The organism is Streptomyces kunmingensis, assembly GCF_039533535.1.
Taxonomy (GTDB): domain Bacteria; phylum Actinomycetota; class Actinomycetes; order Streptomycetales; family Streptomycetaceae; genus Streptomyces; species Streptomyces kunmingensis.
In genome coordinates this window covers 1-13,217 of sequence record NZ_BAAATS010000033.1, presented here as the reverse complement: position 1 = coordinate 13,217, position 13,217 = coordinate 1, and the positions used below count along the sequence as shown (strand labels likewise).

5 protein-coding genes and 1 pseudogene are annotated in these 13,217 nt (G+C 70.0%); 5 read left to right on the top strand and 1 reads right to left on the bottom strand.

Going from position 1 to position 13,217, the window contains the following annotated elements:
- Positions 1-337: 337 nt before the first annotated feature.
- Positions 338-1,078 (bottom strand): Type 1 glutamine amidotransferase-like domain-containing protein, encoded by a 741-nt coding sequence (locus ABD366_RS36340; RefSeq protein ID WP_324768720.1) that lies wholly within the window; start codon positions 1,076-1,078, stop codon positions 338-340.
- A gap of 275 nt (positions 1,079-1,353) precedes the next feature.
- Between ABD366_RS36340 and ABD366_RS36335 the strand changes: the two are divergent.
- From ABD366_RS36335 to ABD366_RS36315, 5 genes and pseudogenes are all read left to right on the top strand, one after another.
- Positions 1,354-1,617 (top strand): annotated as a pseudogene (locus ABD366_RS36335) (YbbN family protein); the annotation flags it as partial.
- Positions 1,618-1,855: 238 nt separating this feature from the next.
- On the top strand, positions 1,856-2,470 hold the full coding sequence (locus tag ABD366_RS36330) for a winged helix-turn-helix domain-containing protein (protein WP_324768721.1): 615 nt from the start codon (positions 1,856-1,858) through the stop codon (positions 2,468-2,470).
- 4 nt (positions 2,471-2,474) lie between these two features.
- Positions 2,475-3,899 (top strand): MFS transporter, encoded by a 1,425-nt coding sequence (locus ABD366_RS36325; RefSeq protein WP_324768723.1) that lies wholly within the window; start codon positions 2,475-2,477, stop codon positions 3,897-3,899.
- A 240-nt stretch (positions 3,900-4,139) separates the two neighbouring features.
- Positions 4,140-10,931 carry a non-ribosomal peptide synthetase gene (locus ABD366_RS36320; RefSeq protein ID WP_324768724.1) on the top strand — a complete coding sequence of 2,264 codons (6,792 nt, stop codon included), beginning with the start codon at positions 4,140-4,142 and terminating at the stop codon, positions 10,929-10,931.
- 51 nt (positions 10,932-10,982) lie between these two features.
- Positions 10,983-13,217: non-ribosomal peptide synthetase (locus ABD366_RS36315; RefSeq protein ID WP_344443189.1), on the top strand; the 2,235-nt coding region annotated here is incomplete at its 3' end.

The following is a 13,217-nucleotide window of genomic DNA, read 5'->3' as shown; positions in this document are numbered from 1 at the left end:
CCGTTGCGCCCCGCCCGCACACCGCCCCGTCACTCGATCAGTGGCCACAATGAAAACGCTCAATGAGCGGATCGAGCGCGGTGACAGCCTTCGCTCGATCGCCCGTGCACTACGCCTCAGCCGCGGCACCGTGGCCCAATGCGCCGAGGCAGCCAATGTCGAGGAGCTGCTGAGGGCAGCCACGGACCGCCCCATGTCTGGGGCTACCAAAGATTTCCGCAGGTCAGCGAGGCTCACGTGACCTGGGCACTGGTCACCTTGCTGCCCCGTCGCCCGGCCCGGCAGGGCCCCCACACAGAGCTGTGATTCGTCTCGCTCCGCAGGTGATGGAAACTGGTCACCGCCCGGATGAGGCCAACTTGCGAGGTTCGATGCGTTCCTCCACCGCTTTGGATCCGTCGCGGCTGACTATGTAGGCACCCTTACCGCTGGTCTCCGTCACCGCCTCCACCAATTCCGTTCCTCGGTACACCAGGCCGACTCCGTCGTCCGTGCAGTGAGCGGTGGGTATGCTGCCGTCCTTCACAAGCTGGTGGACCAACGGGCGTCGCCCCTCATCCGAGTCGTAGTGCACGCCGTTGCCGTACGGCAGGAAACCGAGTGCGTTCGTGACCGGGCGCAGTTGTGGCCCGAACGAGTCGGTCGCACCTCCCTGGAACCAGCAGATCGAGCCTGCGCTGACTCCGCTGAGTACGACACCGGCCTGCCAGGCACGGTGCATGATCTTGTCCAGACCATGTGCTCTCCAGACCGCCAGCAGATTGACCACCGAGCCCCCCATCACCCAGACGACATCGTGGTCGAGAACCGATCCCTCGACATCCTCGACGTTGGGCATGGGGAACAGTTGCAGAGGCGTCAGATCGAACCCCGCCATCCGCGCGGCTTCGTTCATACGGGCCGTGAAGTGCTCGGCATCCCCGATGGCGGTGCCTACATACATGACGCGGGGCCGCCGACCGTGCACACCGGACAGGTCAACCGCATGATGCACCAGAGCATCGAACATCACTCTGGTCCGTCCTCCGACTCGGTGCCCACCGGAAGTTGCGAGAATGGTCGGTTCCGTTGCCTTCATGACCATGAGCGTATCGGTGTCATGTTGGCCGAGTTGAGCCGCGGCAGGTTGCGAAACACTTACTGCTAGCGATGTCGTTGCTTTACGTATTCGCGGGCCGAGGTCGCTGGATGCGCACGGTCCGGGTACCGGCGAGGGCGGGCGGGCTGGGGCCAGTGGTGGTGTTTCAGCCCTTTTGATCCAGTAGGCCGGTGGTCAGACACCTCGCGCTTGACCGCGCGGGGCCGGCCGCGCAGTCGCCTGACCGGCAGGAGCCCGCGCACCTCGCCACCGACATGCCGCGTAGCGCGCCGGCGCGGCGTACTCACCAACCCTGCGAGGACGGGGAGTTCGATTTCATCCTCAGGATGAGTGAGGCACCGGTGCTCGCCCACTTCACGGAACGTAGCCGGAGGCGCTTGAGCCCTGCCGGGCGATGGACCTCGTCGTAGCCGCCGTCACCGACGAGTACGCAGGCAGCCTCACGACCGTCCGCACGGACATCACGCGCTGCCCGGCCGCGACCGGGCGCTACTGGGGTCACCGTCGCCCCGTCCTGTTGCGACCCCCTCCGAGCGCCGATACCGAAGGCCGCTTCTCCGCCTGAGTGGTGGGCACATCCCATACCCCTGCTGAGCCCTGTCCGCGACACGCTCGCCGACCGCTGGCAGCCATCTCCAGGGCGGCAACTCCGACCAACGCCAGGTGAGTTGTGCTCCGACGTACATAAGTAGTCTGCACACACTTCTTTGCACGCACTCCTATGCACACACTTCTGTGTGGTCTATCTTCATGGTCATGGAACACCCGCAGCAGCCTTCTCAAGTGCATCTGACCCCCCGAAACCTCCGCGGCATCGCGCACCCGCTGAGGGTGCAGATCCTCACCAGCCTGCGGACGGAGGGGCCGGCCACGGCCACCACGGTGGCTCGCCGGCTCAATCTGAACACCGGGGCGACCAGCTACCACCTGCGGCAGCTCGCGGAGTACGGCTTCATCACGGAGGAGCCGTCCCGGGGTGGACGGCGTGAGCGGTGGTGGCGGGCGGCGCATGCCAACACCGTCGTGCCCGACGACGAGGTGCTCGACGGCAGCGTGGGACTCGGCAGTGCCTACCTTCAGGCTCTCGGCCAGGTCTGGTCCGGCGCCCTGATGGCCGCGATCGAGGCGACCCCGTCGCTCACGCCCGAGTGGCGCGACGCGCAGGACTTCGGCGACTACGCGCTGACGCTCACCCCGGCCGAGGCCAAGGAGTTGGCGGCGGAGATCCACACCTTGCTCCGGCGGCGTACACCCGCCGCCACGGCCTCCGAAGCGCAGCCGCCGGACGGCGCGGCGCGGGTCTCCTTCCAGTTCCAGTTGTTTCCGACCAGCGAGGACCGGCACGCCACCCAGCCCACCGACATGGAGTAGACCGATGCCCACTCAGCACACAGTCGCCAAGAAGGCGGCGGACAACGGCGCACGGTCAGCGGCGCCGGACACGCACCCAAGGGTCCTGCGCGGTCTGGTCGGCATGCTGGCGGCCAACGCGGCCGCCCTGTCGGCCAACCGGGTCTTGTCCATCGCCCTGCCCTGGTTCGTCCTGACGACCACGGGCAGCGTCGGCAAGACCGGCCTGGTGGCCTTCTGCCAGATAGTCCCGTACGTGATCTCGCAGGCACTGGCAGGCCCGATCATCGACCGTGTCGGACCCAAGCGGATCAGCGTGGCGGGTGACCTCTTGTCCACCGCCGCGATGGTCACCGCCCCACTGCTGTACCTGACCGGCGGTCTGCCCTTCGGCGTCCTGCTGGCGCTGCTGGCTGTCGTCGGGGCGGCTGACGGGCCGGCCAACGGCGCCAAGGGTCTCTTCGTACCGTCGGCCACCCGCGCCGCCCGCGTCCCCATCGAGCGGGGTACCGGTCTTTCCGCCGCTGTCGAGCGGACGGCCACCACGGTCGGGCCGGCCGTGGCGGGCGTCGTCGTCACCGCGTTCGGCAGCCTGTACGCGCTGTGGGTCACCGCCGCGCTGTTCGCGGTGTCGGCGCTGATCGTCTCGTCCACTCTGACCGACCCGGTGCCCGAGCCGCACGAGATCCCGGTCGAGGACGGCGGCGGCTACTTCTCCCAGCTCCGCCAGGGTGCGGCCTTCCTGAGGGACGCGAAGCTGCTCCGATCCATCGTGGGCATGCTCGCGGTGACCAACCTCCTGGACCAGGCGTTCATGTCAGTGCTGCTGCCGGTGTGGGCGAAGGAGTCGGGGAACGGCGCGGAGGCCATCGGCCTGGTGGTGAGCGTCTTCGCCGCGACGTCGATCATCGCCGCTCTGGTGGCCGCCGGGGTGGCCGAGCGGCTGCCGCGGCGCACCGTCTACCTGATCGGCTTCTCCCTGGGCGGCCTGCCCCGGTTCGCGGCGATGGCGACGGGGGCACCGCTGTGGCTGGTGCTGACCGTGCTCGCGGTGGGCGGTCTGGGATCCGGCTTCGTCAACCCGATCGTGGGCGCGGTGACGTACGAGCTGATCCCGACACCGCTGCTGGGCCGGGTCAAGACACTGGCGCAGGCGGTCACCTGGGCGGGCATCCCGTTCGGCGGGCTGCTGGGGGCCGGCCTGGTGACCCTGACCGGCACGTCGACGGCGCTGTGGATCGTGGGCGGGCTGTACCTGGTGGCCATCGGCGTGCCAGGCATGAGCCGGGAGTGGTCCGGGATGCGCAAGCGGACGGTGCCCGAAACCGCCGCCGTGGACTCCTCGGACCCCGTGGAGGACGTGGGCGGGGCGGGTCCGGCGAGCGCCGCGGCCCAGAGCCTGCCGCAGCAGAAGCCGCGGGGGGAGTCCTCGGTTCGCACCGCGGCCTGAACCGGCGCGGAACGGCGGGGCCGCGTGCGGTGGCCGGGGCGTCCACCTCGGCCATCGCACGCACGGGCGGAAGTGTCCACGTCCCGCGGGCAGAAGTGTCCACGTTCCGCGGGCAGAAGTGCCCATGTTCCGCGGGTAGAAGTAACCACTTATCTCGTCAAGATCGCTCTGCGAGCATCAAATCGGCTGAGCATCCGAGGGCCTTCCGTTACGGGTCGACGACGAGGAACTGGTGGACGCATGACTACGAATCCGATGGCGCCCCCGACACCGGCACCCGGCCGGGACGCGGGGCGTGAGCCGTTCTCACCGGCGGAAAGCCGAATAGCCGCCATATGGGGGTCGGTTCTCGGCACCGAGGTGACGTCGGCGGATTCCGACTTCTTCGAACTGGGCGGCACCGGCGAGCAGGCCGCGGAAATGGCCCGACAGGTCGCGGAGGAATTCGGCTCGGAATTCCGAGCCCCCTTCGCACCGGGGGCGCCGACCGTTCGGACTGTGGCGTCCTTTCTCGCCGATGAGGCGATGGAACGGGCCCGCCGCATGTTCGAGGACGGCATGGACGGCGACTCCGACGGCCTCGCGGCCTCGTCCGCCTCTTTCACCTCCTTCACCTCCTTCACCTCCTTCACCTCCGACGACACCACCTCGATCCCCCTCGCCGTCCGGGACGGGCGGCCGCTGCCGCTGTCGTTCGCGCAGCGCCGTCTGTGGTTCCTGGACCAGTTGGATCCGGGCCGCGCCGAATACCTGATCCCGATGGGGCTGCGCATCAGCGGTCCGCTGGACGTCGCGGCACTCGAGACGGCGCTGACGGAGCTGGTGGCGCGGCACGAGGTACTGCGGACCCGTTTCGTCACCGACGAGGACGGCACCCCGGGCCAGCTGGTCGACGCACCCCGCCCGCTGCCGCTGGCCGTGCACGACTTGCGGTACGTGACGGACGATGCCGCCCGTGAGGAGGCGGCCACCGCGCTCGTGGACACCGAGGGTTTCCGCCCGATGGATCTCGCCACCGGTCCGATGGTCCGCGCCCTGCTGCTTCGGCTGGCGGACGAGGAGCACCTGCTGTCACTGACCGTTCATCACATCGCTTTCGACGGCTGGTCGGTGGGTGTCCTCTCGCGTGAACTCACCACGCTGTACACGGCACAGGTGACGGGGATCGCCGCCGGGCTGCCCGAACCACCGCTCCAGTACGCCGACTTCGCGGTCTGGCAGCGCTCGTGGTTCACCGGCGACGTGCTGTCGGGTCAACTGAACTACTGGCGGGGCCGGCTGGCAGGCACCGATCCACTGGAGCTGCCCACCGACCGCAGGCGTCCGGCACGGCGCAGCGGCAACGGGGCGATGCTCACCTTCGGCATCCCCGCGGCGACCGCCGACGGTGCACGCAGGCTGGCGCACGACACGGGCGCCAGCCTGTTCATGACACTGCTCGCGGTGTTCCAGGCGGTGCTGTCCCGGTACAGCGGCCAGGAGGACATCGCGGTAGGCACCCCGATAGCGGGCCGCAACCGGGCCGAGATCGAGGACATGGTCGGCTTCTTCGTGAACACGCTGGTGATGCGGACCGACCTGTCCGGCGACCCGACGTTCACCGAGCTCATCGACCGGGTCAAGGACACGGCGCTGGGCGCCTACGATCACCAGGACATGCCGTTCGAGCGGCTGGTGGAGGAGCTGGCACCGCAGCGGGACCTCTCCCGCAATCCGCTGTTCCAGACCATGTTCGTCCTGCAGAACACTCCCGACAGCCGTTCCTGGGAACTCCCCGGCCTCAGCGTCCGGCAGGTGGACGTGACTGCGCAGGAGTCCAAGTTCGACTTCACGTTCTACGCGACGGAGGCCGCGGACGGCGGTCTGGACTGCACCATCGTCTACTCCACCGACCTCTTCGACGAGACGACGATGGTACGGCTCGGCGGGCACTTCGAGACCCTGCTCGGTGCCGCGGCAGACTCCCCCACCGCCCCGCTGTCCGCCCTGGAGATGCTGACGGCTCCGGAGCGGCGGGAGATCCTCACCACGTGGAACGGCGCGGACACCGACTCCCCTGACTCCGTCACCGTCCACCGGCTGTTCGAGGACCGCGCCGCCGAGCGGCCGCACTCCCCCGCCGTCACGTGCGGCTCGGACCATCTGACGTACCAGGAGCTGAACACGCGGGCCGAGTGGATCGCCGCCCGGCTGCGCGAGCGTGGCGCCGGCCCCGGGACGCTGGTGGCCATCTGCCTGGACCGGGGCACCGACATGGTGAGCGCCCTGCTCGGCATCCTCAAGTCGGGCGCCGCGTACGTGCCGTTGGACCCGGCCTATCCGACGGACCGGCTCGCGTACATGATCGAGGACAGCGGGGCGCCGCTGATCGTCACCCGGCCCGCGCTCGTCGACCGGCTGCCCGCCGCGACGCCGCACCTCCCGCTGGAGGACTGGCCCGAGGAGCTTGCGACCCGAAGCGGTGGCGCGTCCGCGCCCGAGGCGGGACCTGACGATCTGGCGTACGTGATCTACACGAGTGGATCGACGGGCCGTCCGAAGGGCGTGCAGATCACCCACGGCGCTCTGCGCGCACGGATGCGGGAGACGCGGCGGCAGCTCGATCTCACCTGTGCGGACCGGGTGTTGCAGTTCGCGTCGATCTCCTTCGACTCCTCGGTGGGACAGCTGTTCGCGCCGCTCGTCTCGGGCGCGTCCCTCGTCCTGCGCGACGACGCCTGGGACCCGGGGATGCTGGCGGAGGCGCTGCGTACCAACGCGGTGACGGTGGCCTGGCTGACTCCCTCGGCGTTCGGCGCGCTCGCCGCACAGCTCGAAGGACCGGACGACCTCGGCCCGGAACTGCGCCTGGTGCGGCTCGGTGGTGAGGCGCTCCAGCGGGAGCAGGTGCGCCAGTGGTTCCGCCACACCTCCGTGCCGTTGGTCAACGGCTACGGTCCGACGGAGGCGGCGCAGGAGGCGGCGACGGCGCTGATCACCGGCCCCGGCGACCACGTGCCGATCGGACGCCCGGTCGCCAACGCGAAGGTGTTCCTGGTGGACCGGCACGGCCGACCGGTTCCGGTGGGTGTCCCGGGCGAGATGTGGATCAGCTGCCCCGGCCTTGCGCGTGGCTACCTGGACAGGCCCGAGCTGACCGCCGAGAAGTTCACGGTCGTCACCGTGGACGGCACTCCCCGGCGCGTGTACCGCACCGGCGACCTCGCGAAGTGGCACCCGGACGGGCACCTGGAGTTCGTGGGCCGGGGCGACAACCAGGTCAAGCTGCGCGGCTACCGCATCGAGCCGGGCGAGATCGAGGCGGCCCTGCTGACCCACCCCTCGGTGACCGGCGCCACTGTCCTGCTCCGTGAGGACGTGCCGGGCGACCCGCGCCTAGTGGCGTACGTCGTCGCGGACCCGCCCGTCGAGGCGGGTGTCCTGCGCGCTCGCCTCCAGCGCGACCTGCCGGACTACATGGTGCCCGCGGCGTTCGTGCCCCTGGACAGCATCCCGCTCACCCCGAACGGCAAGACGGACCGGCGCGCGCTGCCCGCGCCCGCCTCGGACCGGCCCGACCTTGGCGCCGCGTACACGGCTCCGCGCACGGAGACCGAGCGGACGGTGGCAGCCGTCTGGGCCGAGGTCCTTGGCATCGACACGGTCGGCGCGGACGACGACTTCTTCGCCCTGGGCGGCCACTCGCTCCTTGCGACGCAGGTCGTGTCGCGGCTGCGCCGCCGGCTTGGCGTCGACGTTCCCGTACGGGCCCTGTTCGGCGCGCCGACCCCGGCGCTCCTGGCCGCGGCCGTGGAGGATCTCGACGAGGCGGGCGTCTCGCGCATTCCCGCCGTACCGCGAGACGGAAGCCCGCTGCCGCTGAGCTTCGCCCAGCAACGCCTCTGGTTCCTCCACCAGTTGGAGCCGGGACGGGCCGAGTACCTGCTGCCCTTCGCCTTCCGCGTGCACGGCGTCGTCGACGTGGACGCGCTCAACAACGCCTTCACCGCGCTGGTGGAGCGCCACGAGATCCTGCGCACCCGGTTCGGCACGGACGAAGCGGGCTCGGCGGTCCAGTCGATCGCCTCCGCGGCCCCGGTGACGGTGCTGGTGCGCGACCTCCGGGGCGTCGCGGACGCTGCGGCCCGCGAGGACGCCCTCGCGGCGGTCCTGACCGGCGACGCCCTGCGTCCGGTGGACCTCGCCGCCGGTCCGATGCTGCGCGCCGTGCTGGTACGCCTGGCCGACGAGGAAGCGGTCCTCGCGGTCACCGTGCACCACATCGCCTTCGACGGCTGGTCGATCGGGGTGCTGCTGCGCGAGCTGTCCGACCTGTACGCGGTGGCTCTGGGTGCGGGGTCCGACGCGGCCCCGGCGCCGCTGCCGGTGCAGTACGCCGACTACGCGCTGTGGCAGCGCTCCTGGCTGACCGGCGAGGCGCTGGAGCGCCAGCTCGGCTACTGGCGGGGCCGCCTGGCGGGCCTTGAGCCCTTGGAGCTGCCGACGGACCACGCACGGCCGACGGAGCGCACCGGCAAGGGCGAAGTGGTCCGCTTCTCGGTGCCCGCCGACGTCGCCGCACGGGCCAGGGCGGTGTCCGCCGAGGGCGGTGCGAGCCTGTTCATGACGCTCCTGTCGGTGTTCCAGCTGCTGCTCGCCCGCTACAGCGGTCAGCGGGACATCGCGGTCGGCAGCCCCATCGCCGGCCGCAACCGGGCCGAGACGGAACAACTGATCGGCTTCTTCGTCAACACGCTCGTCCTGCGCACCGACCTCTCCGGCGACCCGGCGTTCAGCGAGTTGCTGGCCCGCGTCAAGGACACGGCCCTGGGCGCGTACGACCACCAGGACCTGCCCTTCGAGCGCCTCGTCGAGGAACTGTCACCCGACCGCGACCTGTCCCGCAACCCGCTGTTCCAGACCCTGTTCGCGCTGCAGAACACGCCCGGCGCCGATGCCTGGAGCCTGCCGGGTCTGACGGCGGAGCCCGTCGAGTCCCCGGTCCGCGAGGCCAAGTTCGACCTGTCGATGTATCTGGCGGAGGCGTCCGACGGCACGCTGGACGGCGCCGTCGTCTACGCGGCCGATCTGTTCACCGAGGCCACCGCGCGCCGGCTCGTGGACCACTTCACGATCCTCCTCGAAGCGGCCACGGCCCGCCCGCAGACCGCGCTGTCCGAGCTGGAGATGCTGGGCGCGGACGAGCGGCACCGCATCGTGACCGAGTGGAACGCCACCTCGGCGCCCGTCCCGGCCGAGGCCACCCTGCACCGGCTGTTCGAGGAGCGAGCGGCTCTCACGCCGGACGCGGTCGCCGTCGTGTGCGACGCGGACGAGCTGACCTACCGCGAACTCGACGAGCGCGCGAACCAGTTGGCACACCGCCTGCGTGCCGTGCCGGGGATCGGGCCGGACGTGCTGGTGGGTGTCTGCCTGGAGCGCTCCCCCGCCCTGGTGTGGACGCTGCTCGGCATCCTCAAGGCGGGCGCCGCGTATGTCCCGCTCGACCCGGAGCATCCGGCGGAGCGCCTTGCGTATCTGGTGGAGGACTCCGGTGCGCCGCTGGTCGTGACCGACACCGCGCACGCCGCTCTGCTGCCCGCGGGCCTGGGCCTGCTGGCCGTCGACAGCTCGACCGACCTGCCGGACACCCTTCCGGTCACCGCTCCGGATCCCGTCGCGAAACCCGGCGACCTCTCCTACCTGATCTACACGAGCGGCTCCACGGGGCGGCCGAAGGGCGTCCGCATCGAGCACCGGGGTGTGGTCAACTACCTGGCCGGCATGCAGCACGCCTTCCCGCTGACCCCGGGCGAGGGCTTCCTCCAGGCCACGCCGCTCTCCTTCGACGTGTCCGCGTACGAGATCTTCTGGCCGCTGTGGCAGGGCGCGACGGTCGTACTGGTGCCCGGCTCCGACCGCCTTGACATGACCGAGGTGTCACGGCTGATGCGTGGCCACCGCGTGGTCGGTCTGCACTTCGTCCCGAGCCTGCTTGACCTGTTCGTCTCGCAGGCACGGCCCGGGGACTGCGCGCACCTGCGCTACGCCTTCGCCAGCGGTGAGCCCCTCCAGCCGACCCTGGTGGCCCGCTTCCTCGACCGCTTCCCCGGCGACCTCATCAACCTGTACGGCGCGACGGAGGTCTCCGTCGACACCACGTACTGGCGGGCCTCACGCACCGACCCCGGCGGTCCGGTGCTCGCGGGACGGCCCATGGTGAACCAGACGGTGTACGTCCTCGACCCGGACCGCCGCCCCGTGCCGGCGGGGGTGCTTGGCGAGGTCTACCTCGGCGGCGACAGCGTGGGGCGCGGCTACCACGAGCGCCCCGAGCTCACCGCGGAACGGTTCGTGCCCGATCCGTTCACCGGTGGCCGCATGTACCGCACAGGCGATGTCGGCCGCTTCACCGCCGACGGCGAACTCGACCTGCTGGGCCGCATCGACCGACAGGTGAAACTGCGTGGCGTACGCGTCGAACTCGGCGAGATCGAGGCGGTGCTGCTCACCCATGACGCGGTAGGTGTGTGCGCGGTGGCCGTCCGCGAGGACGTCCCCGGCGACAAGCGGCTCGTCGCCTACTACGTACCCGCGCCGGGCGGCATCGCCGACACCGCGGCGCTGCGGGGGTGGGCGGCCGAGCGCCTGCCCCGGGCCATGATGCCGTCCGCGTTCATGGACCTGCCGGAACTCCCGCTCAACCGGAACGGCAAGGTCGACCACGCGGCGCTGCCGGCGCCCGCGGAAAGCGACATCACGGCGGGATTCGTGGCGCCCCGGGACGAGATCGAGGCGGAGATCGCCGGGATCATGGCCGAGGTGCTCGGACTCGAAAAGGTCGGGATCCACGACGATTTCTTCGGCATCGGCGGCCATTCCCTTCTCGCCATTCAGCTCGTCAACCGCGTCGAGACGGTGACGGGAGTCCGTATCGGCCTGCGCCGGTTCTTCCTGGTCCCGACGATCACAGGCGTCAAGGAACAGCTCATCGAATTGTTCGACACGCAGGAATTCGACACACAGGACAACGAACAGGAACAGGCCTCCTGAATTCAGCGGCCCGCTGCCCACACGCACAGACCCGTTGCCCACACGAAGAGAATGAGGACGGACATCATCATGGGCGAGAACTCGATCGAGGCGCGGCTGCTGTCCCGTATGCGACGGCGCGCGGACGCGGACCGGATCGTACGCGGCGCCGAGGAAGCCGCCGGACCACTGCCGCTGTCGTTCGCACAGCAGCGGCTGTGGTTCCTGGACCGCCTGTCCCCCGGGAGCGCCGACTACCTGGTGCCGACGGCGCTGCGTGTCCGGGGTCCATTGAACGTCGCGGCGCTGGAGAAGGCACTGTCCGGCCTGGTGGCCCGGCACGAAGTACTGCGGACGGCGTTCTCGGCGGACGATGATGGAACGCCGCAGCAGGTGATCACCGCGCCCTGGCCGGTAGAGGTCACGGTGCACGACCTGCGGAGCGACGCACACGCCGAGGATCGCGGCCGCGAGGTGCTGCGCATCGAGGCGACGCGCCCCTTCGACCTCACATCGGGTCGGCCCCTGCGGGCGGACCTGGTACGCCTGGCGGAGGACGACGCCTACCTGTCGCTCACGGTGCACCACATCGTGTCGGACGGTTGGTCCTCGGGCATCCTGGCGCGGGAACTGCGTGAGCTGTACGCGGCGGCCCTGGCCGGGAGCGAGGCCTCGCTCCCGGAACTGCCCGTCCGCTACGCGGACTTCGCAGTCTGGCAGCGTGACCGGCTCACGGGGCCGGCCCTGGAGCGACAGCTCGGGTACTGGCGCGAGCGCCTCGCGCACTCGGCGCCCCTGGAGCTGCCGACCGACCACCAGCGTCCAGCGCACACGAGTGGCACCGGCGACGTGGTGACCTTCGCAGTGCCGAGCGAGGTCACCGAGAGGCTGCGAGAGGCGGCGGGCCGGCAGGGCGCGAGCCTGTTCATGGCACTGCTGTCGCTGTTCCAGATCGTGCTGGCCCGCTACTCCCGCCAGGACGACATCGCCGTGGGCACCCCGATCGCGGGCCGCAACCGGGCCGAGATCGAGGACGTGGTCGGCTTCTTCGTGAACACGCTGGTGATGCGGACCGACCTGTCCGGAGACCCGACGTTCACCGAGCTCATCGACCGGGTCAAGGACACGGCGCTGGGCGCCTACGACCACCAGGACCTGCCGTTCGAGCGACTCGTCGAGGAACTGGCACCGGAGCGTGACCTCTCCCGCAACCCGCTGTTCCAGACCATGTTCGTCCTCCAGGCCCCGGGAAGCGCGGACGGCGAGGCCTGGGAACTGGCCGGCGCGGACGTCGAGCCGGCCGAGATCGAGCGGGGTGTGGCCAAGTTCGACCTGACGCTGACGGCGGTCGAGTCGTCGGAGGGACTGCGCGCTGTTCTGGAGTACCGGACGGATCTGTTCGAGCGGGCGACGATCGAGCGGATGGCCGGCCACCTGGCCACACTCGCCGCCTCCGTCGCTGCCACACCCGACGCCCGCCTCTCCGAACTGAACATGCTCACGCAGCGGGAGCGGCAGGAGATCCTGGTCGACTGGAACGGCGTCACCGGCCCCTACCCCGACACCGCCACCATCCATTCCCTGATCGAGGACCGCGTGGCGACGGATCCGGACGCCATCTCCATCACCCACGGCACCGAGCAGTGGACGTACGCGCAGGTCAACGAGCGAGCGAATCAACTCGCCCATCATCTGCGCGGAACGGGCATCACCCCGGACACCCTCATCGCGGTCTGCCTGGACCGGTCGCCTGAATTGATCGCCACCTTGCTCGGCATCATGAAGGCCGGCGCCGCGTTCGTCCCCCTCGACCCCGAGTACCCGACCGACCGCATCACCTACATGGTCGACGACGCCCAAGCACCGCTCATCATCACCAGCAGCAACCACACCGGCCGTCTACCCGCCGACACGGCCCGCCTCCTGGTCGACAGCGAGTGGCCCCAGGGACCGACGACCAACCCGGCCCCCCTGGCCTCCCCCGACGACCTCGCCTACATCATCTACACCTCAGGCTCCACCGGCCGCCCCAAAGGCGTCGCCCTCGAACACCGCGGAGTCGTCAACTACCTCCACTGGTGCGACCAGAACTACCCCGTCGAAAACCCGGGCGGTATCGGCACGATCCTCTACTCGTCCGTCACCTTCGACCTCACCATCACCGCTCTTTTCCTGCCCCTCATCCAGGGGACTCGCCTGGCTATCCCCGAACTCCAGCCCGGACAGACGGCATTCGACGCGGCCGTCGATCTCATCCTGACCGATGTGCCGATCAGCTTCCTCAAAGCCACCCCCTCCCACCTCGAA

What these genes read in the sequence shown, in the direction of transcription:
- ABD366_RS36340 (WP_324768720.1), bottom strand. Translation starts at nt 1,078, where the DNA reads ATGAAGGCAACGGAACCGACCATTCTCGCAACTTCCGGTGGGCACCGA.
- ABD366_RS36330 (WP_324768721.1), top strand. Translation starts at nt 1,856, where the DNA reads ATGGAACACCCGCAGCAGCCTTCTCAAGTGCATCTGACCCCCCGAAAC.
- ABD366_RS36325 (WP_324768723.1), top strand. Translation starts at nt 2,475, where the DNA reads ATGCCCACTCAGCACACAGTCGCCAAGAAGGCGGCGGACAACGGCGCA.
- ABD366_RS36320 (WP_324768724.1), top strand. Translation starts at nt 4,140, where the DNA reads ATGACTACGAATCCGATGGCGCCCCCGACACCGGCACCCGGCCGGGAC.